Annotated in this window: 23 protein-coding genes; 9 read left to right on the top strand and 14 right to left on the bottom strand. The window is 63.0% G+C overall.

All coding sequences use genetic code 11. The features are described 5' to 3' along the window. Nucleotides 1–101 precede the first annotated feature (101 nt). From PspCFBP13509_RS18395 to PspCFBP13509_RS18375, 5 genes are all read right to left on the bottom strand, one after another. On the bottom strand, nucleotides 102–1034 hold the full coding sequence (locus PspCFBP13509_RS18395) for a pyridoxamine 5'-phosphate oxidase family protein (protein WP_065923759.1): 933 nt from the start codon (nucleotides 1032–1034) through the stop codon (nucleotides 102–104). Nucleotides 1035–1113: 79 nt separating this feature from the next. Continuing rightward, a complete protein-coding gene (locus tag PspCFBP13509_RS18390) occupies nucleotides 1114–1998 on the bottom strand; it encodes a LysR family transcriptional regulator (protein ID WP_074847258.1) in 885 nt (294 codons plus the stop codon). Next, entirely contained in the window at nucleotides 1998–2918 is a 921-nt protein-coding gene (locus tag PspCFBP13509_RS18385) for a LysR family transcriptional regulator (RefSeq protein ID WP_065926979.1), read from the bottom strand. Before PspCFBP13509_RS18385 ends, PspCFBP13509_RS18390 begins: the two co-directional genes overlap by 1 nt. 18 nt (nucleotides 2919–2936) lie before the next feature. Continuing rightward, nucleotides 2937–3569: a glutathione S-transferase family protein gene (locus PspCFBP13509_RS18380; RefSeq protein WP_065926978.1), complete on the bottom strand. Its 633-nt coding sequence runs from the start codon at nucleotides 3567–3569 to the stop codon at nucleotides 2937–2939. Between the two features lie 102 nt (nucleotides 3570–3671). Continuing rightward, nucleotides 3672–4544: a LysR family transcriptional regulator gene (locus PspCFBP13509_RS18375; RefSeq protein ID WP_137212493.1), complete on the bottom strand. Its 873-nt coding sequence runs from the start codon at nucleotides 4542–4544 to the stop codon at nucleotides 3672–3674. 135 nt (nucleotides 4545–4679) lie between these two features. Between PspCFBP13509_RS18375 and PspCFBP13509_RS18370 the strand changes: the two genes are divergently transcribed. Beyond that, complete coding sequence (locus PspCFBP13509_RS18370; RefSeq protein WP_137212461.1) at nucleotides 4680–5453, top strand: glucose 1-dehydrogenase; 774 nt, start codon at nucleotides 4680–4682, stop codon at nucleotides 5451–5453. Between the two features lie 14 nt (nucleotides 5454–5467). Continuing rightward, nucleotides 5468–6520, top strand: a complete 1053-nt coding sequence (locus PspCFBP13509_RS18365; protein ID WP_137212460.1) for an L-idonate 5-dehydrogenase — start codon at nucleotides 5468–5470, stop codon at nucleotides 6518–6520. Between the two features lie 190 nt (nucleotides 6521–6710). On the opposite strand, the gene PspCFBP13509_RS18360 is transcribed toward PspCFBP13509_RS18365, so the two are convergent. Both PspCFBP13509_RS18360 and PspCFBP13509_RS18355 read right to left on the bottom strand, forming a co-directional pair. Then, the gene (locus tag PspCFBP13509_RS18360) at nucleotides 6711–7502 is read right to left on the bottom strand and encodes an ABC transporter permease (protein ID WP_065926974.1); all 792 of its coding nucleotides are present in this window, start codon (nucleotides 7500–7502) and stop codon (nucleotides 6711–6713) included. Then, nucleotides 7499–8176: an ABC transporter ATP-binding protein gene (locus PspCFBP13509_RS18355; protein WP_065926973.1), complete on the bottom strand. Its 678-nt coding sequence runs from the start codon at nucleotides 8174–8176 to the stop codon at nucleotides 7499–7501. Before PspCFBP13509_RS18355 ends, PspCFBP13509_RS18360 begins: the two co-directional genes overlap by 4 nt. A 694-nt stretch (nucleotides 8177–8870) precedes the next feature. Here PspCFBP13509_RS18355 and PspCFBP13509_RS18350 point away from each other — a divergent pair. Further along, nucleotides 8871–10079, top strand: a complete 1209-nt coding sequence (locus tag PspCFBP13509_RS18350; RefSeq protein ID WP_065926972.1) for a DUF1835 domain-containing protein — start codon at nucleotides 8871–8873, stop codon at nucleotides 10077–10079. A 135-nt stretch (nucleotides 10080–10214) separates the two neighbouring features. Next, nucleotides 10215–11039: a 5'-nucleotidase, lipoprotein e(P4) family gene (locus tag PspCFBP13509_RS18345; RefSeq protein WP_065926971.1), complete on the top strand. Its 825-nt coding sequence runs from the start codon at nucleotides 10215–10217 to the stop codon at nucleotides 11037–11039. A 7-nt stretch (nucleotides 11040–11046) separates the two neighbouring features. Here PspCFBP13509_RS18345 and PspCFBP13509_RS18340 read toward each other — a convergent pair whose 3' ends face one another. The 6 genes from PspCFBP13509_RS18340 to gabT all read right to left on the bottom strand — a co-directional run bounded on the left by PspCFBP13509_RS18340 (nucleotide 11047) and on the right by gabT (nucleotide 17648). Next, nucleotides 11047–12387 carry an OprD family porin gene (locus tag PspCFBP13509_RS18340; protein ID WP_370671272.1) on the bottom strand — a complete coding sequence of 447 codons (1341 nt, stop codon included), beginning with the start codon at nucleotides 12385–12387 and terminating at the stop codon, nucleotides 11047–11049. Nucleotides 12388–12456: 69 nt separating this feature from the next. Then, a complete protein-coding gene (locus PspCFBP13509_RS18335) occupies nucleotides 12457–13662 on the bottom strand; it encodes a DUF1624 domain-containing protein (protein WP_065926969.1) in 1206 nt (401 codons plus the stop codon). 28 nt (nucleotides 13663–13690) lie between these two features. Further along, nucleotides 13691–14461, bottom strand: a complete 771-nt coding sequence (locus tag PspCFBP13509_RS18330) for a DUF4198 domain-containing protein (RefSeq protein ID WP_242001079.1) — start codon at nucleotides 14459–14461, stop codon at nucleotides 13691–13693. Nucleotides 14462–15128: 667 nt separating this feature from the next. Further along, entirely contained in the window at nucleotides 15129–15617 is a 489-nt protein-coding gene (locus PspCFBP13509_RS18325; RefSeq protein ID WP_010449292.1) for an Lrp/AsnC family transcriptional regulator, read from the bottom strand. A gap of 45 nt (nucleotides 15618–15662) precedes the next feature. Further along, entirely contained in the window at nucleotides 15663–16307 is a 645-nt protein-coding gene (locus tag PspCFBP13509_RS18320) for a tautomerase family protein (RefSeq protein ID WP_137212458.1), read from the bottom strand. 48 nt (nucleotides 16308–16355) lie between these two features. Further along, nucleotides 16356–17648: a 4-aminobutyrate--2-oxoglutarate transaminase gene (gene gabT, locus PspCFBP13509_RS18315; RefSeq protein ID WP_065926966.1), complete on the bottom strand. Its 1293-nt coding sequence runs from the start codon at nucleotides 17646–17648 to the stop codon at nucleotides 16356–16358. Between the two features lie 194 nt (nucleotides 17649–17842). Between gabT and PspCFBP13509_RS18310 the strand changes: the two genes are divergently transcribed. From PspCFBP13509_RS18310 to PspCFBP13509_RS18300, 3 genes are all read left to right on the top strand, one after another. Further along, the gene (locus tag PspCFBP13509_RS18310; RefSeq protein WP_137212492.1) at nucleotides 17843–18769 is read left to right on the top strand and encodes a 2-hydroxyacid dehydrogenase; all 927 of its coding nucleotides are present in this window, start codon (nucleotides 17843–17845) and stop codon (nucleotides 18767–18769) included. 124 nt (nucleotides 18770–18893) lie between these two features. After that, a complete protein-coding gene (locus PspCFBP13509_RS18305; RefSeq protein WP_446730748.1) occupies nucleotides 18894–19466 on the top strand; it encodes a ribonucleotide-diphosphate reductase subunit beta in 573 nt (190 codons plus the stop codon). Nucleotides 19467–19519: 53 nt separating this feature from the next. Beyond that, nucleotides 19520–20011: a DUF1289 domain-containing protein gene (locus PspCFBP13509_RS18300; RefSeq protein WP_065948623.1), complete on the top strand. Its 492-nt coding sequence runs from the start codon at nucleotides 19520–19522 to the stop codon at nucleotides 20009–20011. 134 nt (nucleotides 20012–20145) lie between these two features. Here the strand turns inward: PspCFBP13509_RS18300 and mdeB are convergent, their stop codons facing one another. After that, nucleotides 20146–22824: an alpha-ketoglutarate dehydrogenase gene (mdeB, locus tag PspCFBP13509_RS18295; RefSeq protein ID WP_065927822.1), complete on the bottom strand. Its 2679-nt coding sequence runs from the start codon at nucleotides 22822–22824 to the stop codon at nucleotides 20146–20148. Nucleotides 22825–23014: 190 nt separating this feature from the next. Between mdeB and PspCFBP13509_RS18290 the strand changes: the two genes are divergently transcribed. Both PspCFBP13509_RS18290 and pcsA read left to right on the top strand, forming a co-directional pair. Further along, on the top strand, nucleotides 23015–23941 hold the full coding sequence (locus PspCFBP13509_RS18290; protein WP_137212457.1) for a class I SAM-dependent methyltransferase: 927 nt from the start codon (nucleotides 23015–23017) through the stop codon (nucleotides 23939–23941). A 148-nt stretch (nucleotides 23942–24089) separates the two neighbouring features. Then, nucleotides 24090–24806 (top strand): phosphatidylcholine synthase, encoded by a 717-nt coding sequence (gene pcsA, locus PspCFBP13509_RS18285; protein ID WP_065948625.1) that lies wholly within the window; start codon nucleotides 24090–24092, stop codon nucleotides 24804–24806. Nucleotides 24807–25544 lie beyond the last annotated feature (738 nt).

Raw genomic sequence — 25544 nt, 5'->3', positions numbered from 1 at the left:
GTGATTAGGGCCGCTGCGCAGCCCAACGCGGGACAAGCCCGCTCACCACAGAGGGAGTTCCCCTGTTTGATCTTCAACAGGTCGTGATAAATACGCTGACGCTACCAACTCCCCATCCCCAAACTGAACGGCGAAAACTCCGCGAACTGCCAGCGCAACGCCAACGCCGCCGGGCGGCGGACCAGGTGTTCCACGGTCACTGTCCATAACCGCTGCGCGCCCTCGAAGCGGGCGACCTCAGGCCCGTCGAGAATCAACGAGGTACGCCCGGCGACCTGCAACATGTCCCCCGATTCAAAGTCGATAAACAACAACCCCGCCACCGGATTGGCCGCCAGGTTGCCCAGGGTGTTGAAGAACAGGTTGCCGGCAAAATCCGGGATGGTCAGCACGTCGCCCTCCACGCGCACGAAGCCGGTGTGGCCGCCGCGATGGGAAACGTCCACCGAGCGTTCACCGTCGACATCCACGTAGCTGGCGACGAAGAAGGTGTCGGCGTTGCGGATCATGGTTTCGGCTGCAGCGTCCAGGCCGCCCATGCGCTCGACCTGGCTGCCAGGTTTGCGTGCAACCCCATCGACCGGCCGCAGTTGGATGTATTTGGGGCAGTTCCCGAAGGTCTGCACGACGTCGATTGACAAGCCGTACTGATCAAGTCCGCCGACACGGCCGTTCATGCGGTTGCGGCGCCGGGTGTTTAGGTCGATGCCGAGCAGGCCCACTGCGGCACCCTCGTGCAAAGCGGCCCGAGCCGGGTCGCTGGCAGAGGGCAGGCTGTCAATCTGCAAAGTATAAGGATCGGGAGAATGGGCAAACCCCGGCGCGCCTTCGACCATCGTCGCCCAGGGAATCCCCTGCTCATCCACCACGCCGAGCATCAGGTACGGCAACAAGGGATAGAAGTCCCGATGCTGCTCCGGCAGGTGATCGCGTATCACCTTGGGCCCGACCACCGCCATGCGCTCGGCCACGCCGACCGCTGCTTGTAACTGCCGTTCGCCGGCATGCCAGGGGGACTGTTCGATAGGGTTCATGGCGATCACCTCAAGTTGGTTGCCCCCATGCTGCGCCCTACCAGTCAAATGCAGAATGCCCACCCCAGGCAATCCACTATTACGCCAACTGAAATGCCGAGTGCTCACGCAGCGCCGCCACGCAGTGGTCGACGAAGCTGCGCACGCGCATCGGCGCATGCCGGCCCTCGCGGTACACCACGTGCACCGGCAAGGGCGCTGGCTCGTAGCTCGGCAGAAGGCGGCATAACTGGCCGCCGAGCAAATGCTCATGCACCGGGTAGCTCAAGCAACGAACCAGCCCCGTGCCGTGCAGCGCCGCATTGATCGCGCCTTGCACCGTGGCGCAACTCAGCCGCGCGCGGGCCTTGAGCTGGCAACCCTGGAATTCCCAATGCACCGGGTTGGCATTCGCGATCAGACGATGCTGCTTGAGGTCGTCCGGGTGTCGGGGTTCACCGTGCGCCGCCAGGTAATCGGGACTGGCGCAGAGGATCTGCCGCACGTGCCCGACCGGGCGCGCGATCAGCGATGAGCTGGGCAACTCGCCGACCAGGATCGCCACGTCCAGCCCCTCTTCGTGCAGGTTGGGGTAATAGTCGTGGTAGTGGGCGGTGAGCTGCACCGCAGGGTAACGATCCATGTAGCTGGCCAACAGCGGCGCCATCACATAGCGGCTGAACAGCAACGGCATGAACACCCGCAGATTGCCCTGGGCCTGCACATGCAAGCCCTTGGCCGAGGCTTCGGCGGCGTCCACGGCGGCCAGCAGGTGCACGCAGTCGGCCAGGTACGCGTGCCCGGCGTCGGTCAGGTTGACGCCGCGCGTACTGCGCGCCAGCAATGCCACGCGCAGGCGCGCTTCCAGGCGGGCCACGGCGCGCACCAAGGTCGGGCCGGATACCTGGGCACTGCGCGCCGCCGACGCCAGGCTCGTTTGCCCGGCCAGCGCGGCGAACAGTTGCATGTCGCGATAACGTTCCATCAGCCGCGCCGCTGCATCGCCGGGTTCAAAGCTGCGTCCTGGCCGAGGCGATGGCTGAGGAAATCGACAAAGGTGAGGATCTTGGCCGGCACCCGTGGGCTTTTCTGGAACACCACCTGGATCGGCAGCGCTGCCGGTTCAAAGTCCTCCAGGACAATCTCCAGCTCACCCGCCGCCACCGCCGCCGCGACCTGATAGGACAGCACCCGCGTGATGCCCCAACCCACTCTCGCCAGATTGATCGCCGCGTTGTTCGCCGTGACCACCAGGCGCGGCTCCACCGGCACCGCCAATGGCTGGCCGCCCTCGACAAATGTCCACTCGCTCAGCAATTGGCTGGAAGACGAGGCAGCAAGCTTCGCCTCGCGTAACTGCGACGGGTGCCGAGGCCGGCCCTGCTGCGCCAGGTAAGCCGGCGCCGCACACACCACCCGGCGCACCTCACCGACCTTGATCGCCTGCTGCCCCGGCTCATGCAGATGACCGATACGCACCGCCACATCCACCCCTTCGTCGACCATGTTGACCACCCGATCCACCAGCAAGGCATTGATATTCACCAGCGGAAAACGGTCAAGGTACTCGCCCAGCACCGGCGCCACATACAACTCGCCAAACAGTACCGGTGCGGTCACCGTGAGGTGGCCGCAGGGGATCGAATAACTGCCCGCCGCCGCTTCTTCGGCTTCGTCCAGCTCGGCGAGGATGCGCCGGCAATCTTCGAGGTAACGCTGGCCGGCCTCGGTCAGGTGCAGGCTGCGGGTGGTGCGCGCCAGCAGCTGGGTGCCGATGCGCGCTTCCATGGCGGCGATGGCCCGGGTCACGCTGGGGGGCGAGGTGTTCAGGCGGCGCGCCGCGGCGGCAAACCCCTCCTCCTCGGCCACTGCCAGGAACACCTGCATTTCGTGAAATCGGTCCATCGATGCGCCTCAGCAACGTTAATGTGATTGCAACCCTACCGCCGTACGCGGCATGCCCACAAATCCCGGCAAGGCCTCGATACTGGCAAGCCAGGCGCGCACCTTAGGGTAGTCGGCCAGCGACACATTGCCTTCCGGCGCATGGGCCACATAGGTGTAGAACGCAATATCGGCGATGCTCGCTTGCTCCCCCGCCAGGAAGCGGGTTTCGCTCAGTTGCTGCTCCACCAGTGCCAACAAGCCATGGGCACGGCTGATCGCCGCCGCCGCATCCACATCGGCACCGAATACCACGGCCAGCCGTGCGGTGGCGGGCCCGGCGTGCAGCTGGCCGGCGGCCGCCGACAGCCAGCGCTGTACGCGCGCCTGCCCCACCGGGTCGCTTGGCAACCATTGGCCCTTGCCGTATTTCGTGGCGAGGTAGACCAGGATCGCGTTGGAGTCCGCCAGTACGGTGCCGTTATCGTCAATCGCCGGGACCTGGCCGAAACGGTTGATGGTCGCAGTGAAGTCAGCGCTTTTATGCGCGCCTTGCTTGAGGTCCACCAGGATGAACTCGCTGGGCAATCCCAGCAGGGACAGCATCAGCTCGGCCCGATGGGAATGGCCGGACAAGGGGAAACCATAGAGTTTGATCGCAGGCTGGGACATGTAAGGCTCCAAGGGTGGGTTTTGACACCGGCATGTTCCACCGCTGCGCCGACCACTGGAATCACCAGCTTTTACAATCCAGCATTTCAGCCGGTGAAACAATCACTCGCCAAACAATTCGACGATCAACGCAAACAGCGTGGTCTTCACCGCACTGTCCAACGTGGTCCAGGCCAACCCCGTACGCGCCTGAAACGCCCCCAACGCCAGTGGCCGCGACACACAATTGGCCGGCAACGCCCGCGCGGCCTGCTGCGGCAGTACGCCGACGCCCAACCCGGCGCAGACCAGCGCGAGCATGGTGGTGAACTCGCCCAGTTCGGACGCGATCTGCAAAGGGATGCCCACGGCCTGGATAAATTCGTCGTAGAACCCCGGCGCATAGCGCCGCGCAAGGATGTACACCGGCACGTCGAACAGGTCGCCGGGCTGGATCGACGCCTGCGCGGCCAGCGGATGATCCATCGGCAGGGCCACGCAGAACGGCTCGCGCAGCACCACGCGGGTCTGCACCCCAGGGTAGGCGGCAGGCAGGCGCATCAGGCCGAAATCCAGGCGATCGTTCTTCAGCGCGGCGGCTTGATCGGGGCCGGGCATGTCCTTGAGTTCCAGCTCGATACGCGGGTAGCGCTGATGCACCGTGCGGATCAACTCGGGTAACAGGTGCGGCAATACCGACGACACAAAGCCCAGGCGCACCCGGCCGATTTCCCCCCGGTTGGACGCCCGCGCCGCCTCCGCCGCCCGCGCGGCCTGGTGCAGGGTCGCCTGAGCTTCGGGCAGGAACACCCGACCGGCATCGGTCAAGGTCACCGAGTGGCGATTGCGGTCCAGCAGGCGTACGCCCAGGCCAGTTTCGAGCAGCTTGATCTGCATGCTCAGGGCCGGTTGCACAATCGACAACTGCGCCGCCGCCCGGCCGAAATGCAGCTCCTGGGCCAGTACCACAAAGGCGCGCAAGTGCTTGAGCTCCATCGATCCTCCCCGGTTATCACGGATATTGATCAGCCGATCATAAATGAACATTGGACCTGCGCCCTACACCGGAGTGAAGTTAAGCCAATCAGCCGTTGTTTTGATTATCACAAGCGCGCCCGGAGAAACATGCCCATGCAAAGCGTTCTAGACACCTTTCGCCTCGATGGCCGGCTGGCGCTGGTCACCGGCTCCAGTGCCGGTATCGGCCTGGCCATCGCCCGAGGCCTGGCCCAGGCCGGTGCGCGGGTGGTGCTCAACGGGCGTAACCGCAGCACCTTGCGCGACGCGGCCGCGCTGCTGACCCTTGACGGCCTGGAGGTGCACACCCAAGCGTTCGATGTGACCGACAGCGCGGCGATCCAGGCCGGCGTGGCCGCTATCGAGGAGCGCCTCGGGCCCTTGGAAATCCTGGTCAACAACGCCGGCATGCAGCGCCGTGGGCCGCTGGAAGACTACAGCGAGCAGCATTGGCGCGAACTGATCAGCACCAACCTCGACAGCGCCTTTCTGGTGGGCCAGGCCGTGGCGCGAGCGATGATCCCGCGCAAGCGTGGGCGCATCATCAATATCTGTTCGGTGCAAAGTGAATTGGGCCGCCCGGGCATCGCGCCGTATGCAGCGAGCAAAGGCGCGTTGAAGATGCTCACCAAGGGCATGGCCATCGACTGGGGCCCTCACGGGCTGACGGTCAATGGTATCGGCCCCGGCTACTTCAAGACCGAGTTGAACGCCAACCTGGTGGCCAACCCCGAGTTCAGCGACTGGCTGGTGCAACGTACGCCGAGCCGACGCTGGGGCGACGTCGCTGAGTTGGCCGGTGCGGCGGTGTTCCTGGCCAGCGATGCCGCGAGTTTCGTCAACGGTCATATCCTCTATGTCGACGGTGGCATCACCGCGTCGCTGTAACCCTGGAGAACCTTATGCACGCCATTGTCTGCCACGCCTCAAAAGACCTGCGGGTCAGCCCCCAGGACGAACCTCACAGCCTGGGCCCCGAGCAACTGCGCGTGCGCATTGCCCGCGGCGGCATCTGCGGCTCGGACTTGCACTATTACCAGCACGGCGGCTTCGGCGCCGTGCGCCTGCGCGAGCCGATGGTGCTCGGCCATGAAGTGTCGGCAGTGATCGATGCCGTGGGCTCCGACGCCGGCCGGTTCAAGGTCGGCCAGCGCATTACCGTATCGCCCTCGCGCCCGTGCGGTGCTTGCCGTTATTGCCATCAAGGCCTGCCCAACCACTGCCTGGACATGCGCTTCTACGGCAGCGCGATGCCCTTCCCGCATGTCCAGGGCGCGTTTCGCCAGAGCCTGGTGATCGAGACGCACCAGGCACATCTTTTGGCCGATCATGTCAGCCTCGCCGAAGGTGCACTGGCCGAACCGCTGTCGGTGGGGTTGCATGCGATCCAACGGGCCGGCGCGGTATTCGGCAAGCGCGTGCTGGTGACCGGTTGCGGCCCCATCGGCAACCTACTGATCGCCGGCCTGCGCGCCGCCGGTGCGGCTGAAATCGTCGCGGTGGACCTGTCCGCCAGCGCCCTGGCCTGCGCGGAAAAAATGGGCGCCACGCGCACCCACAACATTGCCGACGGCATCGACGCGCTCAAGCGCTACACCGCCGAGAAGGGTTACTTCGAGGTGATGTTCGAAGTCTCCGGCAGCGCCCAGGCCCTGCGTAACGGCCTGGACTGCATCGCCCCACGCGGCGTGCTGGTCACGGTCGGCTTGGGCGGTGAGGTGTCGCTGCCGCTGAACCTGCTGGTCAGCCGCGAGATCGACCTGCGCGGCACCTTCCGCTTCCACAGTGAGTTTGCCCAGGCGGTGGACTTGCTCAATCGCCAGGTTATCGACGTGTGCCCGGTGATCTCCCACACGGTGCCGTTCGAGCAGGCGGTGCAGGCGTTTGAACTGGCGGCGGACAAGACCCAGGCGATGAAGGTGGTGCTGGATTTTGGCGTGGTGGATCAGCCTTGAACCTGTGATGAGCCCTTCGGGGTCAGCCATACTTTTGTGGCGAGCGGGCTTGCCCCAGGCTTTTTGTAGGAGCGAGCTTGCTCGCGAAAAACGCCCAGACAACGCGCTCATTCTCGATAAGCGCGGTGGCCCTGAGTTCTTCGCGAGCAAGCTCGCTCCTACAGTGAATCACTTTCGCTTAACTGAACGCTTAGCGCTCTTGCAAGCGCTCACGCAAAAACCGGTGGCTCCTGGAAAACAACCGCCGATAGGTCAACAACACCGCCCCCACCGTGCCCAACGCCGACGACGCGGCAATCAGGAACATGATCACGATCTGATACCGCACCGCGTCCACCGGGCTTTCCCCCGCCAGCACCTGGCCGGTCATCATGCCGGGCAGGCTGACAATGCCGACCACGGTCATTTGGTTCAGCGTCGGGATCATCCCCGCGCGTACCGCCTGGCGGATCGCTTCCTGCGCCGCCTCCCAGCGTGAGCCGCCGAGGGCCAGGATCATCTCGATGGTGTTGCGCCCCGAGGTCAGTTCCTGGGTCATGCGTTCGATCCCCAGGGACACGCCGGTCAGGGTGTTGCCGAGGATCATGCCGAGGATCGGGATCGCGTACTGAGGCTCGTACCACGGGTGGATGCGGATCACCGCAAACAAGCCCACTGCCGTCACCAGCCACGAACTGCCCCACACCGACAGGATGCTGTCGACCCTTTGCCCCCGGTACGTGCGACGCCCACGCCCCGCCGCCGACAGCCCGGCGATCAGGGTCATTGCGCCCATCAACGGCAGTACCACATACCAGTAGGCGAACGCGAACACCCAGCCCAGCAGGTAACCGATGGCCGACAGTTGCACCACGGTACGCACCGCCGCCCACAGCAACTGGCGGCCCAGGCCCAGGCGCAGCAGCAGGGAGAGCGCACCGTTGACCAGGATCAGCGAAGCGGCGATGACCATGTCCAGGGCGGTGAGATTCTGATAATTCATGGCTGGGCCGCCTCGCTCAACACCCCGGCACTCATCTGCCAGTGGATGTCGCTCATGCGCCGGGCCTGGTCGAGGTCGTGGGACACCCAGACATAGGCGCGGGCATTGTCGCCGGCAAACCAGGCGCTGATCAACGCTTCCACATCGCGGGATGAGGTGGGGTCGAGGGCGGCGGTGGGTTCGTCCAGCAGCAGCACCTCGGGGTTGAGTTGCAGGGTGCGGATCAGCGAGACCACCTGGGCCTCGCCACCCGACAGGTCCAACGCGTTCTTGGTCAAAAAATCCGCCGCCTTACCGGCATGCCCCAGCAAAGTGGTCACCGCTTCCGGGTCGAAGCGACGCTGGCGCAGGGTCTTGAGGCTGAAGGGAAAACGCAGGTTGTCCTCCACCGTGCCTTCGAGCAGCGCCGGGCGTTGGGACAGGTAGCTGATATGGCTGCGGTAGTGCGGAATCTGCGCATCGACAATCGGCTGGCTATTCCACAGCACCTGCCCGCTGGTGGGGGCGTCCAGCAACGCCAATGCGCGCAGCAACACACTTTTTCCAGAGCCGGAGGAACCGGTGATCGACACCCGGTCGGCGCGGTTCAAGGTGAAACTCGTGGGTTGGAGCAACAGCACCTGGCGGCGCTCGTCCATGCGCGTGAGGGCGCGGGTTTCGATCAGTGCACTCATGGACGCGGTGTTCCTCTTAAACCTGTTGGGCGCAATGGTGCGGCAGGCGCGGGAAGTTTTCATGAAAAATTTCAAACTATCGCCACCACTACGGCGAAGGCCTTTTGCTTACTTTTGGGCCTTTCCAAAAGTGAGCCGCCGTAAGGGCGGAACCCATAGCGGCCGTTACCGCAGCAACGGATATGTACCCGGCCCAATCCAAAAAAAAGGTCGGCCCAGAGGCCGCCATCGGGGCATAGGTATCTACACAACTTTGGCTCAACGCTGAACGCCCCGCAGATTGGGCTGTTGTGGCGAGCGGGCTTGTCCCGCGCTGGGCTGCGTAGCAGCCCCAGTAAAGAAGAACGCGGTGTATCAGACACTCTGTAGAGGCTGGTTTTGGGGCTGCTTCGCAGCCCAGCGCAGGACAAGCCCGCTCGCCACAGGGAGATTTGTCAGGATCTGAAAAGTTGTGTAGATACCCATCGCCATCGGGAGCAAGCACCCTCCCACACTTGACCCCGTGCAACCCAAAAAAGAGTACGGGTTTGATCCCAAGCCCGATTTGCAATCAAACGCCGCAGTGCCTATATTTCCCGCCTGGCGCTCTCTACGCCACCTTCCGCGGAAAGGGCTGCGCCCAGGACAATGAAGCTCTACCTCATTTCTACGACTCCCAACCTTAAAGCGGAAAAGGTTTGTGCAAGGAGATCGTATGTCGCAACGCCCTGTATCCTCCAACACCGATGGCCGTCTCAACCTTGAGCAACAGCGCAAGCGCGCCAAGGAACTGTTGCGCCAGCTGAAAGCCCAGGACCCCGGCGCCACCCTGTCTCAGGCCCAATGGCAGATCGCCAGGCAACTGGGTTTCAGCAGTTGGCCCAAGCTCAAGGCCCATGTCGACGCCATTGATTTCGCCGCCCGCCATCCCGACTTTGCCGCCAGCGACGAAGCGCGCACCACCCACTGGCGCTGCGGCAATGACATTGCCCATAGCCTTCAGATTGCCGGGTTCAAGGGCCACTTCCACATGCTGAGCGACCCGCTGTGCATGGGGCCGGTTCGCGACATACCCACCGCAGAATTCCGCGCCCTGCGCAGCGAGTTCATCAGCCAGGCCTTTGCCCTGCCCTTAGCGGACGTCACGCGCCGCGTCGACGATGAATACGATCAGCTCCACACCTTGGCCAGTGCCGAGCACAGCGTGCTGTGGTGCGAGGCGGACGCCTATGACCAGTTGTTCCTGATCCGTGCCCTGGCCGGCCTGGAGCAGGCACCGCCCAAGCTGGAGCTGATCGAGGTGGATCGTATTCCCGGTGTCGAGCGCTTTATCGGTATCGGCCAGTTGGCGCCGGATGTATTGGCGTGGCTATGGCTACAGCGGCGCCTCATCGGTGACGATGCGGTGCAACTGGCCAAACAGGCCTGGTCGGCCTATTGCGACAGCTCACCGACCCCGTTGGCCGAGCTTGCCCATGGCAAACACCCGGCCCTGCCCTTGCTGGCGCCGGCGCTGTTGCGTCAATTACAGGAGTTGCCGGGAACACGCGATGGCCTGTCGCTGACCGAGCGCCTGGCCCTGACCTACCTCGCCGAAGCCGGGCCGCTGCCGTTTGGCCGTGTGTTCGCCGAACTGGCGGCCAGGCGCGACCCGCTGCCGTTCCTGGGGGACATGATGTTTCATGCGCTGTTGCGGCCGTTGATCGATGGCGAGCAGCCGTTGCTGACGGAAACCGAGGCGCATCTGGACTGGCCCCGCCGCCCGCTGTCGCTGACCCCCTTGGGCCATAGCGTGCTCAACGGACAGGCGTACTGGCTCGACCATGCCAGCCACGAACGCTGGGTGGGCGGAACGTGCATCAGGCCCGGCCAACCGCACTGGATGATTGATGAGGCCCTGCGCCCCCAGTACAGAACACCGTAAAAAAACAGCCCGCCGTGCATCACCCACGGCGGGCTGTTTTAGTAGTCATCGGCGCCCAGGCTGAAGACGGTGGTGCATCAACGCTGAATCAGGCTAAGGTGCCGCCCACGCGCCCTTTCCCTGCGAGACCTCTGCATGCGACCCCTGATCTTCGCCAGCCTGTGCCTGCTGGCAGGCTGCCAACAAACGCCGCCGGCCAACGACCAGCTCGACGCCGTACTCTGGACCCAGACCTCCATCGAACACGAGTTGATCTATCGCCAGGTCTTCGCCCATGCCACCCGCCAGCTCGACGTGGCGCTGGCCGATCCCAGCTGGGACGCGCTGCCCTTCCCGCCCCGCAACCTGAGCGGCCTGCCGCCGGCGGTGGTGGTGGATATTGACGAAACCCTGCTGGACAACGTGCCGCTCAATGCCCGCGACGTCATCAATAACCAAGTGTATGGCTACGACCGCTGGAACACCTGGGTCGACCAGGCCAAGGCCCAGGCCCTCCCCGGTGCCGTGGCGTTCCTGCAAGCGGCGCAACAAAAAGGCATCACGGTTTACTACCTGACCAACCGCGAGCACAGCCAGGTCGCGGCCACGGTGGCCAACCTGCGCCTGCGCGGTTTTCCGGTGGAGAGCCATCAACAGGTGCTCGCCGCCAGCACGCCTACCGGGCACTGCGAAAGCGCCGGCTACGGCAAGAACTGCCGCCGCCAATGGGTCGCCAGCCATGCTCGCGTGCTATTGATGGCCGGTGATTCCCTGGGGGATTTCGTCCAGGCCGAACGCAACACCCTCGAGGCCCAGCGCAAGGCCGTCGAACCCTATGTGAACTGGCTCGGGCAGCGCTGGTTTTTGCTGCCCAACCCGACTTACGGCAACTGGTACAGCGCGCCCTATGGGGACGATGAAAAGCTGCCGTTCGCGCAGAAACGCCAGCTCAAGCAGCAGGCGTTGCAGTTGCAGGAATAACGCCGGCCTAGTGCAAGCGCCCGCCCAACGGGTACTCGACCGCCAGGCGGATCTGGTTGGCATCCAGCTCCGCCTGGGCCGCATTGCCCCGGTGCACGGCATGGCGCAGGGTAAAGGCGAGATTTTTCGCGGCCCCGGACTGCACCACGTAGCGTGCTTGCAGGTCGCGTTCCCAGTGTTTGCCCCCATCACCGTAGCCGAGCCATTGGTAGCCACCGCCAGGATCCATGTGGCGGCCGTCGATGCCACTGCCGCGGACATACAACGCCGCCAGGCTCAGGCCGGGCATGCCATGGGCCGCCAGGTCCAGGTCATAGCGCGCCTGCCACGAGGCCTCCCGTGGGGCGTTGAAGTCGGACAACGCCACGGCGTTGCTCAGGTAAATCGCCCCGCGCGTCACGTAGTCGAACGGCGTGTCGCCACTGACTTTCTGATACCCCACGCCCACACTGTGGGCACCGAACCGATAGGTCGAGAGCAGGCTCCATGTGGTGTTATCGATGCGCCCCGACAACGCCTTGCCAGTGTCCTGGGTGCGATACAGGTTCAGGTCAACGGTCAGTGCCTGGCCGGGAAACAGCGGCCGGGTGTAGACCGCCCCCAGGTAATGCTGGCGCCAGGTGTCTTCATAGACAGCACTGAACACGCTGGCGCTCAGCCCCTTGATTGCCGTATTGCGCACGCCCACCAAGTCAAAGCGGTCGCCTTGCCTGCCGTTGGAATAGTTGACGACAAACCCTCGGTCATGGCTGCTGGCGTTGCGGTCGGTGCTCTCATTGAAGTGCCCCGCGAACAGGGTGGTGGCCGGCAACTCGCGGCTGGTCAACCACCATCCCGTCGCGGTTTCGGGCAGCAAGCGGCTGTCGGACGAGGCAAACACCGGGGTTTTCACCCGCTGCTCGCCGTAGCGCAATTCGGTGGAGGAAACGCGTAGTTTGGCAACTGCGCCACCGCGGCTGAACTGCTCCTTGGGGTGGCCGTCATTGTCCACCGCCAATAGCCGTGCCTTCCCGGCGCGCCCACCGCCACTGTCCAGTTGCCAGGCGGAATAAACGTGCGCATCCAGGCCAAAACCCAGGGTACCGGTGGTGAAACCCGAGGCGTAGTCAGCCATCAGGCCATAGGCCCATTCTTCCGCCAGGTCGCTGCGCTGGGATCGCGGTTTGTAGGCGTTGCGTGCGCCGTTGCTGAGGGCGCCATGCTGGTAGTCGCGGCGGTCGTAGACACTGCGGTTGAGCAGGTTCCACTGGCTGTCCTCGATAAAGCCTTTGGCGGTGTCTTGTTCGGCGGCGAAGGCGAGCAGGCTCTGCCCTCCCAATGCCAATAGCAGGGTGCGGGTCGATAGCATCTTCACGGTTTGACTCCAGAACGTGTCAGGCAAAGGTGTTCCGCAGGACGCAGAACACCGTTGGTTCCGTCAGAGGTATTTGAGAATCGCGATGTCGCGACGACGCTGTTTGAGGTCGGCGAACCAGCGTGTCGGGAAGAACAGCAACACCCCGAGTATCACGCTCCACAACCACACCATCGGCAGGTCGTCAAAACCGTAGTAGGTGCCTTGGTTGGCGCCCCAGATCGCCAGCGCGACCAGGTACATGGCCTTGAGCACGTACAGGTGCAGCAAGTAGAAAAACATCGGCGCCCCACCGTAGATCGCCAGGGTCGCAGTGGCCCAGCGGGCCTGCCACTTCTCGAACAGCGCCAACAGCAGCAGCGACAGGCCCAGGGTGGGCATCAGGAACATCAGCGACGGCGGGTATTTCTTCGCGCTCATGAAGCTCATGAAGGTGCGCAGCGCATCACCGGTCTGCACCCAGGGTTTCTCGCCATACACATTGAGGTAGCGGATAAACACGAACGCGACCAGCAGGCCTGCACCCAGCTTGACCAGGCGCGAGATACGCTCCGCCGACGGCATTGCCTTGCCAAACCACGGGCCGATGCCCCAGCCCAGCAGGATCACACCGATCCACGGCAATATCGGATACGTCGTGCGGGCGCGGGTGAATTCGGTAATGTCGATAAACACCCGCTGATGCAGGATCGACCAGGGCACGAAGAACGGCGACTCCGGCCCGACGCTCACGCCGTCGAGCAGGTTATGCCCGGCGACAATCGCCACCCCCAGCACGATCAGCCAGGCGCGCTTGAAGTGCAGCAAACCGGCGAGCACGATCATGCACAGGCCGATACACCAGATCACTTGCAGCCACAACGTCTTGGGTGGGAATTCGGCATTCCAGGCAAAGCACACGAAGGTGATTTCCAGGAACACCAGGAACAGCCCGCGCTTGAGCAAAAACACCGAGGTTTCGCGGGCGCTGTGTTTCTGGCTGTAGAGCCAGGCCGACAAGCCCGTCAGGAAGATAAACGCCGGGGCGCAGATCTCGCTGAGCATACGGGTGAAATACAGGTCCGGGGTGACACTCAAGGCGTCGATCGGGTCGGTGACCTGCCGGTGCAGCAAGAAGGTTTCGCGCACATGGTCGATGAGCATCAACAGCATCACAAAACCACGCAGCGCATCGATAGCCAGCATGCGCGTGGCCGCCGTGACGTTCGTGCGGGCAAGCGTCGGCGCAACAGTGCCCGCCTGACCGGCCAATCCTGAAGAAAGGGTCATATCAATCACTCATGAAGGAGGCAATGAATCAGGCTGACTTTTTCAGCCTGGCGACTTCCGATGCCGGCAGTTGCGACGGCGCGCGAGGTAACGCCGCCTGGCCTTGCTGGCGGTGGAACGACAACGTCGAACTGAAGCGTTTGACGTCAAACCGCTCGGGCTTGCCCGCCGGATCAAGACGCTCCCCAGGGCTGTTGTCCTGGTACTCGACGGCCACCACGTAAGTGCCCTGCCAGGGCAGCTCGAAGCTGACGTTGCCGGCGGCATCGCTGCGCTGCTTGAAGACTTCACCGGAGGCGGTTTCCAGCACGACCTCCTGGCCCGTCAGCGGCTTGCCCGCGTAGAACACCCGGAACTGCGCACGGCCCGCCTCGGCAACGCCGGTGGGGACGATATCCAGGGTCAGCTCCGGGCTACGGGCCCGCAGGTCACCGACCCAACGCGTGGCCGGGGTCCAGGCGGCTTTCAAGGTCTTGGCGCCTTCATGCACATCGAACATCGGATAGTGCAGGTCTTGCGCCAGCAGCGAATCCTCTTGCCCGGGCTGCTCCGCCAGCAGGAACGCCTGGCGCTGCAGGCTCAGCTGCAGCGGTGCCGACCGGTCGGCCATCGACCAGGCCCGCAGCTGCCTGAACCGGTCCATGCCCCCCGGGGTCACCTCCAGAACATTCTTGTCATACTCCCCGTAGTACAAGGCCAATGGCTGGCCGGGAAGTTGTTCGTACCAAATCTGATGCGCCTCGCTGGCGGTCGCCAGCATGAACGCCCCATAACCCAACAGTGCTTTTGCGTTGCTCATTCGCATTTTTTTCGCTCCGATTGGTGGTGTTCAACCCAAGGCTGTCGCGGCTGGAAAACACCGCACAACCCTGCGCTCCCTCACTCTGCGAGCATTACAGCGCAGGCCCTTTTGCGTTTTTCGCCGAATTGCACCCACGGATCGGTGCAGACCACTGTTTAAGGGCCCGAAAAAGTGTTTTATGCGGGTTGCGTCGAGATAAGGCGTTTAGCCAAGACTACGAGGGGGAGTGTCCAATTGAGGTGCAAAAGCAGTGGACTTTTGCGCTGTTCAAAAGTGAGCCGCCGTAAGGGCGGAACCCATAGCGGCCGTGACCGCAGCAACGGATATGTACCCGGTCCAATCCAAAAAAATGGTCGGCCCAGAGGCCGCCATCGAGGCATAGGTATCTACACAACTCTTAAAGGCTGACACATAACTCTGTGGTGAGCGGGCTTGCCCCGCGCTGGGCTGCGAAGCGGCCCCAAAACCTTCACCTCGATTGATTCTGGCACTCTTCGGTGACCTTATTGGGGCCGCTTCGCAGCCCAGCGCGGGCGGTGCGACGATTCGACAAGCCCGCTCACCACAGAAGCCTAATTGCCATAGATTCCGTATTCACTGGAAGTTGTGTAGATACCCATGGCCATCGAGGGCAAGCCCCCTCCCACAGGAAAGCGAGCGTGTGTCAGTGCCGCAGCAACTTGCGCAACGGCACACCATCCTTGAGCACCGGTGACTTGATCACGATGTAGCTGAAGTACTTGGAGATGCCAATGTTCTTATCCAACAGGCTCTCGACCACTTCCTGGTAGTGCTGGATGCTGCGAGTCATGAAACGCACCAGATAGTCGTAGCCACCGCTGATCAAGTGGCACTCAAGTACCTCGTCCACCAGGCGGATATTCGATTCGAACTTGGCGAAGTCTTCGCGTTTATGGTCGCTGAGGGTGATCTCGGTAAACACCGTCACCGAGTCGGTGATCTTGGCCAGGTTCAAGTGCGCCTTGTAGCTGGAAATATACCCGGCCGATTCCAACCGCTTAACCCGTTGCAGGCAGGGGCTGGCGGACAGGCCCACGGCATCGGCGAGGCTGACATTGGTCATCCGCCCGTCTTTTTGCAGTTCAACCAGAATACTGATGTCGATCCGGTCCAGCTTGACTTGCCCTTCCATCACGTACCTCTTGACTGCCGTTTGTAAGACAATCTTCTAGCAAAATCAGCGCCGTAAAGACAGCTGATGCTGCGCCACCAGATCCGCCATGCTGTTGATGCAGTACTCCGCCGCACAAGGCGAAGGCTGCCGTGCCCGGTGGCGGCCGATCAAACAGCGGTCCAGCGCCCCGTGTGCGCCGACCGCCGGTCGCGTCACATGCAGCACCGGTTGCAGCTGCGCGCCTCGGTCCGTGAGCCATTGCGGGTCTTCGGCGAGGGAAATGAAATCTTCCGGTGCAATCCCCAATCGCTCGCACAACACCCCGCGGTCCTCGGCATCACGGTCGCCACGCACCAGCAAACGGTAGAACTTGCGCAGGTACAGCATGGCCCCCGGCGCATCCTCGAACAACGACCAATTGCCCGCCGAACGCGCAAAGCTCATGCACTCCTCCCAACTGGCGTGCAGCCCCCAACTTTCGGCCAGTTGGCGATGGGCAAAACACAACACGCCACTGAAGCCCAGCTCGGCGAAACGCGGGTAGAGCCTGGCAACCTGCGTGTTGAATTCGGCCAGCACCTGATCCTTGGCCGGCTGCCCGCCACGGCTGTCGAGCAGCGGCTGCAACGCCGCCCACACCCCTGAATCGCGATCCACCAGCACTTCATCGCAATCGATCAGCAACGCTCGATAATCTGTCAGTCCCATGTGGGGTCAAGCCTCCAATGCCGCAGTTGGCCCGTAGCGGGCACAGCCTCAGTTCAAGACCCGTGCCAAGGCGCCGTCGAGGATTTCCAGCGCTTCGTCGACCTGGGCTTCGCTGGTCACCAGCGGCGCGAGGAAGCGCAGCACATTGCGATGTACCCCGCACTTGATCACCAGCAAACCACCGGCCCGGGCTGCATCGATCAGGCGTTGGTTGAGGTCGGCATCCGGGGTGCGGGCCGGGTCATCCTTGATCAACTCCATCGCCAACATAAAGCCGGTGCCGCGCACATCGCCGATGCGCGAGTAGCGCGCCTGCAAATCGAGCAACCCCTGGCGCAGGCGCTCGCCCAGTACTTGGCTGCGCGCCAGCAACTGCTCCTGCTCGAACGCATCGATCACCGCCAACGCCGCCGCACAGGCCAGCGCATTACCACCGTAGGTGCCGCCCAGCCCGCCGGGCAGCGGTGCATCCATGATGTGCGCCTTGCCGACCACGCCGGACAACGGCAAGCCGCCGGCCAGGCTCTTGGCCACGGTAACCAGGTCGGGCTGGATGCCCGCGTGCTGGAAACCGAACCAGGTGCCGGTGCGACCGAAGCCGGTCTGGATCTCGTCGAGGATCAACACGATGCCATGCTTGTCGGCCAACGCCCGCAGCGCCTGGAGAAACTCAGGGGGCGCAGTGAGGAAACCGCCATCGCCCTGCACCGGTTCGATGATGATCGCAGCCACCCGCTCCGGCGCTACCTGGGTCGCCAGCAACTCATCCAGGGCCTTGAGCGCGATGTCACTGGTCACGCCGCGATAAGCGTTCGGGTAAGGGGTATGGAACACCTCCGGCGCAAACGGCCCGAAGTTCTGCTTGTAGGGCTGGCTCATGCCGGTGAGCGTGGTGCCCAGCAATGTGCGCCCGTGGAAACCGCCACGGAAGGCGATGACCGCCGAGCGATTGGTATGGGCGCGGGCGATCTTCACCGCATTTTCCACCGCCTCGGCGCCGGAGGTGAAAAACGCCGCTTTATAGGCTTCCTGGCCGCCGATCATTTCACACAGGCGCTGGGCCAGGTCGAGGTAAGGCTGGTAGGCCACCACCTGGAAGCAGGCATGGGAAACCTTCTGCAACTGGGCCTGCACGGCGGCGACCACCTTGGGGTGGTTATGGCCGATGTTGAGCACGCCGATACCGCCGACGAAGTCCAGGTAACGCTTGCCATCCACGTCCCACAATTCGGCGCCCTGGGCGCGGTCGATCACCAGCGGGTGCGCGGTCACCAGGCCACGGGGCACGAACTGCTCGCGCTGACGGAGCAAATGAGGGGTTTCGTCGACTTTGCTATTCATGGCATTTCCCATCGTGAGTCCGGCAACCGGAAGGTGGTTGCGATGCAGTCCAGAGTACGGCCTGCGGGCAACCAACTACGCCGAACTTGCCCCGTGAGAAATTCGGATCAACTGTTTTCGCCCCGCGTTTCAACAGATCCTGCGCCGGGCTTTGGGCGATGATGATGCTTCCGTTTATCCAGCAGGAAATGCCCATGGCCTTGCTCTACAAAGCTGACCCGGTGCGCGGCCGACACTGGCAGGCACTGTTCGCCCAACACGCGCCGGAGATCGAGTGGCGCACCTGGCCCGACCTCGGCAACCCCGCCGAGGTCGACTACCTGGCCGCCTGGCAGGCACCGGAAGATCTGGCCCGCGTGCTGCCCAACCTGAAGGTGTTGTTCGCCTTGTCGGCCGGTGTCGATCAGTTGGACCTTGATCGCCTGCCTGCGGGCCTGCCGGTGGTGCGCCTGCTGGACCCGGGCATCACCCGCGGCATGTGCGAGTACGCCAGTTGGGCGGTGCTGAGTCTGCACCGCGACATGCTGCGCTATCGCCAGCAGCAGGTGGCGCGCTGTTGGCAGGCGCACCTGTTGCAGCCAGCTGCGAACCGGCGTGTGGGCGTGATGGGGTTGGGTGCCCAGGCCCAGCAGATCCTGGCGACCTTGGCACCCCTGGGCTTTGCCCTGTCCGGCTGGGCGCGCAGTGCGCACCAGGTGCCGGGGGTGGAGTGTTATGCGGGGGAAGCGCAACTCCCGGCGTTTCTTAGCCAGTGCGATATTTTGCTGTGCGTGTTGCCGTTGACGGAGCAGACCCAGGGGATCCTGGACCGGCGCTTGTTTGCGCAACTGCCACGGGGGGCGGGGTTGGTGAATATGGGCCGTGGGGGGCACCTGGTTGAAGAGGATTTGCTCGAGGCGCTGGAGAGTGGGCAGTTGAGTGGGGCGGTGCTGGATGTGCTGCGGGAAGAGCCGGCGGCACCGGAGCATCCGTTCTGGGGGCATCCGCAGGTGTTGTTGACGCCGCATATTGCGGCGATGACGCAGCCGGAGAGTGCGTTTGCGGTGTTGTTGGAGAATATTCGGCGATTTGAACGGGGGGAGGAGATGGTGGGTGAGGTGGATCGGTTGCGGGGGTACTGAGTACATATCCGTTGCTGCGGTAACGGCTGCCTATGGTTCCGCTCTTACAGCGGCTCACTTTTGGAAAGGCCCAAAAGTAAGCAAAAGGCCATCACCCCACCACTCGGTACCTCGCCTAGGCNGCCTGAAATACACCCGCTCGATCTCCGATCCGAAGTTCGAAACCGGCACCGTCGACACCGACAAGGAACTGCTGCGCAACCTGGTCGCCTACTACTGCGTGCTGGAAGGCATCTTCTTCTACTGCGGCTTCACCCAGATTTTGTCCATGGGCCGCCGCAACAAAATGACCGGCGTGGCCGAGCAGTTCCAGTACATCCTGCGCGATGAGTCGATGCACCTGAACTTCGGTATCGACGTGATCAACCAGATCAAAATCGAAAACCCACACCTGTGGGATGCCGAGATGAAGGAAGAAGCGACCCAGATGATCCTGCAGGGGACTCAGCTGGAGATTGAATATGCGCGGGATACCATGCCGCGCGGGGTGCTCGGTATGAACGCCGCGATGATGGAAGACTATTTGAAGTTCATCGCTAACCGTCGCCTGTCGCAGATTGGCTTGAAGGAAGAGTATCCAGGCACGACTAACCCGTTCCCGTGGATGAGTGAGATCATGGATTTGAAGAAAGAGAAAAACTTCTTCGAAACCCGTGTGATCGAGTATCAGACCGGCGGTGCGCTGAGCTGGGATTGATTAAAAAACGGCCCCTTTCTGGGGCCGTGTTGTTTCACTTGTCGATATTTTTTATGCCCAATCAAACCATCAAGACCCCCTGCGTCGGCCTGTGCTCCACCGTTTACGGGGACCTGGTCTGCCGAGGCTGCAAGCGTTATCACCATGAAGTGATCCAGTGGAATGGCTACAACGCCGAGGAAAAGCAGGCGGTATGGCTGCGCCTTGAGCAGTTGCTGGTGCAGGTGATGGCCAGCAAGCTGGAAGTGTTCGACCCGCAGCGCCTGCGCCAGCAACTGGAAGACCGCAAGATTCGCTTTATGCCGCACCAGTCGCCGTATTGCTGGGCGTACCAGCTGATTGCCCGGGGCGCGCGGGTGATTTCCAGGCTGGACGCCTATGGGTTGGCGTTGTTGCCGGAGTTTCGCGAACGCAGCCTGGCGGATTTGCGCGATGCCATTGACCGGGAGTTTTTCCTGCTGTCCGAGGCGCATTACGAGCGGTATATCGCCCCGGGGTTTATACGCGAAGTGTTCGGTCAGCCCCTCATCGCCAGCAGCATGTGACCGTCGTAGCAGCTGCCGAGCGCCAGCGAGGCTGCGTCAGGCGCGCTGCCGATTCAAGCTCGAGTCGCGGCCTACGCAGCCTCGCCGGGGCTCGACAGCTACGGATTTACGCGGTGTTGTATCTACGGGGGGAATCAGCAGGTCCAGGAAGCTGCGCGATCCACCTGCAAGCCATACCGCTCAATCGCCTGCTGGCACACCTGCCGCTCAAGACTGCCCTGCTCCACCAACGCGGTAAGCGCCGCCAGCACGATGTGATGCCGATCCACCTCAAAGAAATCCCGCAGCGCCGCCCGTGTATCACTGCGACCGAACCCGTCGGTGCCGAGCACGGTGTAGCTGGAGTCCAGATAGGACGCAATCATCTGCGGTACTGCGCGTACGTAGTCGGACACGGCAACCACTGGCGCACCTGCCGGCAAGCAGTCATTCAGGTGACTGACGCGCTTGCCGGCCTGCGGATGCAGGCGGTTCCAGCGTTCCACTTCCCGCGCCTCCCGTGCCAGTTCGCTGAAACTGGTGACGCTGTACACCTCGCTCGCCACGTGCCAATCCTCAGCCAGTAACCGCGCGGCGGCCTGGGCTTCACGCAGCAAGGTGCCCGAACCGAGCAGGCGTACCCGGGCGTCGGCGGCGCCTTCCAGGCGATACAGGCCCTTGATGACCGCCGCCTCCACGCCTGCGGGCAGGCTTGGCTGCGGGTAGTTTTCGTTCATCAGGGTCACGTAGTAGAACTCGTCCACATCCTGTTCCAGCATCTGGCGCATGCCGTGGTCGAGGATCACCGCAAATTCCCCGGCAAACGCCGGATCGTAGGCGCGGCAGTTGGGCACGGTGGCGGCGGTGAGGTGGCTGCTGCCGTCCTGGTGCTGCAAGCCCTCACCGCCGAGTGTGGTCCGCCCGGCCGTGGCACCGAGCAGGAAGCCACGGGCGCGCTGGTCGGCGGCGGCCCAGATCAGGTCGCCGACGCGCTGGAAGCCGAACATCGAGTAATAGATGTAGAACGGCAGCATGCGCAGGCCGTGCACCGAGTAACTGGTGGCCGCCGCGACCCAGGAACTGATGGCACTGGCCTCGCTGATGCCTTCTTCAAGAATCTGCCCGTCGGTGGCTTCGCGGTAGCTGAGGATCGAGCCGATGTCTTCCGGCTCATAACGCTGGCCGACACTGGAATAGATGCCGATCTGCTTGAACAGGTTGGCCATGCCGAAAGTGCGCGCCTCATCCGCCACAATGGGCACGATGCGCGGCCCGAGCGCCTTGTCCTTGAGCAGGTTGGTCAGCATGCGCACGAAGGCCATGGTGGTGGACATTTCCTTGCCGTCGGCCGCCGTGGCGAAACCGGCGTAACCGCTCACGGGCGGGACGTTCACCGGTGCCGCGGCCTGGCTACGGCTGGGCACATAACCGCCCAAGGCCGTGCGCCGCTGATGCAGGTAGCGCAACTCGAGGCTGTCATCCGTGGGTTTGAAGAAGCTCAGCGACTCGGCCTGTTCATCGCTCAGCGGCAACTGGAAACGGTTGCGGAAAGCGAGCAGCGCGTCGCGATCGAGCTTTTTCTGCTGGTGAGTGGTCATCTTGCCCTGCCCGGCCTCGCCCATGCCGAAGCCTTTTTTGGTCTGGGCCAGGATCACCGTGGGCTTGCCCTTGACCCGGCGCGCGGCATGATAGGCGGCGTGGATCTTGACCATGTCGTGGCCGCCACGCTTGAGGCGGTCGATCTGCTCATCGCTCATGCCCTTGACCAAGCTGGCCAGCGCCGCGCTCTGGCCGAAGAAGTGTTCGCGGTTGTAGGCCCCGTCCTTGGCAGCGAAGGTCTGGAATTGGCCGTCCACGGTGTTCGACAACGTGTTGACCAGGGAACCGTCGGCGTCCTTGGCGAGCAAGGCGTCCCAGTCCGACCCCCAGACCAGCTTGATCACGTTCCAGCCCGCCCCCGCGAACAATGCCTCCAGCTCGTCGATAATCCGCCCGTTGCCACGCACCGGGCCGTCGAGGCGTTGCAGGTTGCAGTTGACCACCCAGGTCAGGTTGTCGAGGCCTTCGCGCGCGGCCAGGGTCAGGGCCGACATGCTTTCCGGCTCGTCCATCTCGCCGTCGCCGAAGACACCCCACACGTGACGCTCGGCGGTGTCCTGCAGGCCGCGATGCTGCAGATAGCGCATGAAGCGCGCCTGGAAAATCGAACTGATGGGGCCAATGCCCATGGAACCGGTGGGGAACTGCCAGAAGTCAGGCATCAACCACGGGTGCGGGTAACTGCACAGCCCACTCGCCCCGGCCTTGGCGCCACCGAGTTCCTGGCGATAGTGGGCCAGGTCGTCCTCGCTCAAGCGCCCTTCAAGGAAGGCGCGCGCATAAATGCCGGGGGCCGAATGCGGCTGGTAGAACACCAGGTCGCCGCCAAAGTCGTGATTGCGGGCGCGGAAAAAGTGATTGAAGCCCACCTCGAACAAATCCGCCGCACTGGCGTAACTGGCAATGTGGCCACCGAGCTCGCCATAGGCCTGGTTGGCCCGCACCACCATGGCCAGGGCGTTCCAGCGTACCAGTGAGGCCAGGCGCTCTTCGGTGGCCAGGTCGCCGGGAAACGCCGGTTGCTGCTCGACGCTGATGCTATTGATGTAGGGCGTACCGTGGCGGGGTTTCCAGTCGATGTGCGGAGCGCTGGCATCGCGGGCCAGCAGATCGAGGATCTGGCGTGCGCGCTCAGGGCCGGCATTGGCTACCAGCGACGCCAGCGCGTCGCGCCATTCGTCTAGCTCTGGTTGATCCAGGGCTGTGTGATTCACTGCACTCGCGAAACCGTTCATGGGCACCTCCGGGCTTTTTTCCAGTTTATGTCGGCGCTTGAGGATTTTTTGCCTGTTATCAGGCGCGGTTTACAGAATTTTGAGCATGAATCACTGCCCATGGGCTTTTTCCCAGCACGTTGTGCTCAAACAACCCGAAACCTCACCAGTGTGTTTAAAATGCCGCCCGCTCAATGACCGACGCTCAACGATGAACCCAGACGCACTCGCTACCCTGCACGCCCACCTGCTCACCGCCCTGGCCAGCCCGCCGGCTGAAACCCGGCGCCTGTTCCATGGCCGTGGCCGCTGCTGGCCGGGCCTGGAGCAATTGACCGTGGACTGGCTGCAAGGCGTGGTGCTGGTCGCGCTGTTCAAAGAGCCCGAAGCGCCCCATCTGGAGGGGTTGAAACAGCTGTTGATCGACTTCGACTGGGCCCAATCCGGCGCCCACAGCGTGGCGCTGCAACACCGCTACCTGCCGCAAAGCACCACGGAATGGCTGGTGGGCGCAGCCATCGACGAGCTGACCATCACCGAAGGCGGCCTGCGTTACCTGATCGACCTGGGCAAAAAGCAGAACAGCGGGCTGTTCCTCGACATGCGCTACGGCCGCAACTGGGTGCGCGAACAGGCCAAGGGCCAGCGCGTGCTCAACCTGTTTGCCTACACCTGCGGCTTCTCGGTCGCGGCCATCGAGGGCGGCGCCAGCCACGTGGTGAACCTGGACATGGCCCGTGGCGCCCTGAGCCGCGGCCGCGATAACCACCGCCTGAACGGTCATGACCTGAGCAAGGTCACCTTCCTCGGCCACGACCTGTTCAAATCCTGGGCCAAGGTCACCCACAGCGGCCCCTACGACCTGGTGATCATCGACCCACCGTCCTTCCAGAAAGGCAGCTTCCTGCTGACCAAGGACTACCAGCGCGTACTGCGTCGCCTGCCGGATTTGCTCACGGCCCAGGGCACTGTCCTGGCGTGCATGAACGACCCGGCCTTCGGCGAAGACTTCCTGATCGACGGCGTCACCCGCGAAGCACCGGGCCTGCGCTTTATTGAACGGCTGCAAAACCCGCCGGAATTTCCGGATATCGACGCGCAAAGCGGACTGAAGGCACTGGTGTTTCGCCAAGGCTGATGCCGAAACGTCCTACGCTTGCTACGCTATGTGATGCGCCGGGCGGTGAACCTTATGACCCCCTTCCCGGTCGATACCTGCATTCCCCGGCCAGACTCGACAGCGTCACGTTGTCGGCTGCCCCGTTTCACCTTTTGGAGAACCGCCCGTGATATCGACCCTGCATGTAGCCAGAATCAAAGCCTGGGGCGCCCACGGCTTTACCGCCACCGGTGTGGTATTGGCCTTCCTGGCCACCCTGGCGCTGCTGGAAAACTCACCCAAGGCCTGCTTGCTCTGGCTGGGCCTGGCCCTGGTGGTAGACGGCGTGGATGGTTCCCTGGCGCGACGGGTGAATGTCAGCACGGTATTGCCCAGCTTTGACGGCTCGGTACTGGACCTGGTGATCGATTACCTCACCTATGTGTTTATTCCGGCACTGTTTATCTACCGCTATATCGACCTGCCGGACTTTACCCACCTGTTCACCGTGTCGGTGATCCTGGTGTCATCGCTGTTCTGCTTCTGCAACGTGAACATGAAGAGCAAAGACAACTACTTCGTCGGCTTCCCCGCCGCCTGGAACGTGGTGGCCTTGTGCGTATACATCATCCAGCCGGACGCCTGGGTCACCTTGCTGACCGTGATCGGCCTGGCCCTGCTGACCGTGACGCCGATGAAGTTCCTGCACCCGTTCCGGGTCAAGCGCTTCATGCCGATCAATATCGCAGTGACCACCATCTGGTTGCTCTGCAGCTTTTTGATGGTGGTGGATTATCCCAACACCAATCCGTGGACGTTTGGGTTGTGGTCGGTGATGTCAGCGTATTTCCTCGGGATTTGTGTGTGGCGCACGGCGCTGGAGTGGATGGGGAATCACAAATAGCCAACTGACAGACCGTGGGCAAAATGTGGGAGGGGGCTTGCTCCCGATGGCGGCCTGACAGCCGACCAGGATGTTGGCGTGGAATGAGTACATATCCGTTGCTGCGGTAACGGCCGCCTATGGTTACGCCCTTACGGCGTGTCACTTTTGGAAAAGCGCCAAAAGTAACCAAAAACGCTTCGCCCCACCACTCGGTACCTCGCCTAGGCTCGGTATGCCCGAACGAAGGCTTGAATCCGTAGGCCGCCGTCATGGGCCATCCTTGGCCCAGGACGGCTAACCCGGCGTCCTGCCGGGTTACCCACGGATTCAAGCCTGCGTTCGGCCAGCGTGGTTAACGGGGCGCCTGAGATCAAGATCAAAAGCCAGAGCCAGAGCCAGAGCAGATCAAAAGATTGCTGACTTCGTCAGCGGTTAAGGAAGTAGAAGCCACACCGCGTACGCTTCAATAATCAGGTCGGCTTTAAGGCCGCCTCGCTTTGTTTTTGATCTGGGATCGCCCCGTCAAACACGCTGGCCGAACGCAGGCTTTGGAGCGTGGGTAACCCGGCAGGACGCCGGGTTAGCCGCGCTGGGCCAAGGATGGCCCATCGCGGCGGCCCACGCTCCAAAGCCGGAGTGAGGGCACACCGAGCCTAGGCGAGGTGCCGAGTGTTGGGGCGAGGACCTTTTGCTTACTTTTGGGTCCCTCCAAAAGTGAGTCGCTGTAAAAGCGAAACCATAAGTGGCCGTTACCGC

Origin of the sequence: Pseudomonas sp. CFBP13509, assembly GCF_005233485.1 — a bacterium.
GTDB classification, from domain to species: domain Bacteria; phylum Pseudomonadota; class Gammaproteobacteria; order Pseudomonadales; family Pseudomonadaceae; genus Aquipseudomonas; species Aquipseudomonas marginalis.
The sequence above is the reverse complement of the archived record's forward strand: the minus strand, read 5'-3'. Positions and strand labels throughout refer to the sequence as shown.

Coding starts and splice junctions, on each gene's coding strand:
- PspCFBP13509_RS18290 (WP_137212457.1), top strand. CDS start 23,015: ATGAACCCAGACGCACTCGCTACCCTGCACGCCCACCTGCTCACCGCC.
- PspCFBP13509_RS18300 (WP_065948623.1), top strand. CDS start 19,520: ATGCCCAATCAAACCATCAAGACCCCCTGCGTCGGCCTGTGCTCCACC.
- PspCFBP13509_RS18390 (WP_074847258.1), bottom strand. CDS start 1,998: ATGGAACGTTATCGCGACATGCAACTGTTCGCCGCGCTGGCCGGGCAA.
- PspCFBP13509_RS18345 (WP_065926971.1), top strand. CDS start 10,215: ATGCGACCCCTGATCTTCGCCAGCCTGTGCCTGCTGGCAGGCTGCCAA.
- PspCFBP13509_RS18355 (WP_065926973.1), bottom strand. CDS start 8,176: ATGAGTGCACTGATCGAAACCCGCGCCCTCACGCGCATGGACGAGCGC.
- PspCFBP13509_RS18360 (WP_065926974.1), bottom strand. CDS start 7,502: ATGAATTATCAGAATCTCACCGCCCTGGACATGGTCATCGCCGCTTCG.
- PspCFBP13509_RS18350 (WP_065926972.1), top strand. CDS start 8,871: ATGTCGCAACGCCCTGTATCCTCCAACACCGATGGCCGTCTCAACCTT.
- PspCFBP13509_RS18380 (WP_065926978.1), bottom strand. CDS start 3,569: ATGTCCCAGCCTGCGATCAAACTCTATGGTTTCCCCTTGTCCGGCCAT.
- PspCFBP13509_RS18370 (WP_137212461.1), top strand. CDS start 4,680: ATGCAAAGCGTTCTAGACACCTTTCGCCTCGATGGCCGGCTGGCGCTG.
- PspCFBP13509_RS18395 (WP_065923759.1), bottom strand. CDS start 1,034: ATGAACCCTATCGAACAGTCCCCCTGGCATGCCGGCGAACGGCAGTTA.
- PspCFBP13509_RS18330 (WP_242001079.1), bottom strand. CDS start 14,461: ATGAGCAACGCAAAAGCACTGTTGGGTTATGGGGCGTTCATGCTGGCG.
- PspCFBP13509_RS18365 (WP_137212460.1), top strand. CDS start 5,468: ATGCACGCCATTGTCTGCCACGCCTCAAAAGACCTGCGGGTCAGCCCC.
- PspCFBP13509_RS18385 (WP_065926979.1), bottom strand. CDS start 2,918: ATGGACCGATTTCACGAAATGCAGGTGTTCCTGGCAGTGGCCGAGGAG.
- PspCFBP13509_RS18335 (WP_065926969.1), bottom strand. CDS start 13,662: ATGACCCTTTCTTCAGGATTGGCCGGTCAGGCGGGCACTGTTGCGCCG.
- PspCFBP13509_RS18310 (WP_137212492.1), top strand. CDS start 17,843: ATGGCCTTGCTCTACAAAGCTGACCCGGTGCGCGGCCGACACTGGCAG.
- mdeB (WP_065927822.1), bottom strand. CDS start 22,824: ATGAACGGTTTCGCGAGTGCAGTGAATCACACAGCCCTGGATCAACCA.
- PspCFBP13509_RS18325 (WP_010449292.1), bottom strand. CDS start 15,617: ATGGAAGGGCAAGTCAAGCTGGACCGGATCGACATCAGTATTCTGGTT.
- gabT (WP_065926966.1), bottom strand. CDS start 17,648: ATGAATAGCAAAGTCGACGAAACCCCTCATTTGCTCCGTCAGCGCGAG.
- PspCFBP13509_RS18320 (WP_137212458.1), bottom strand. CDS start 16,307: ATGGGACTGACAGATTATCGAGCGTTGCTGATCGATTGCGATGAAGTG.
- PspCFBP13509_RS18340 (WP_370671272.1), bottom strand. CDS start 12,387: ATGCTATCGACCCGCACCCTGCTATTGGCATTGGGAGGGCAGAGCCTG.
- PspCFBP13509_RS18375 (WP_137212493.1), bottom strand. CDS start 4,544: ATGGAGCTCAAGCACTTGCGCGCCTTTGTGGTACTGGCCCAGGAGCTG.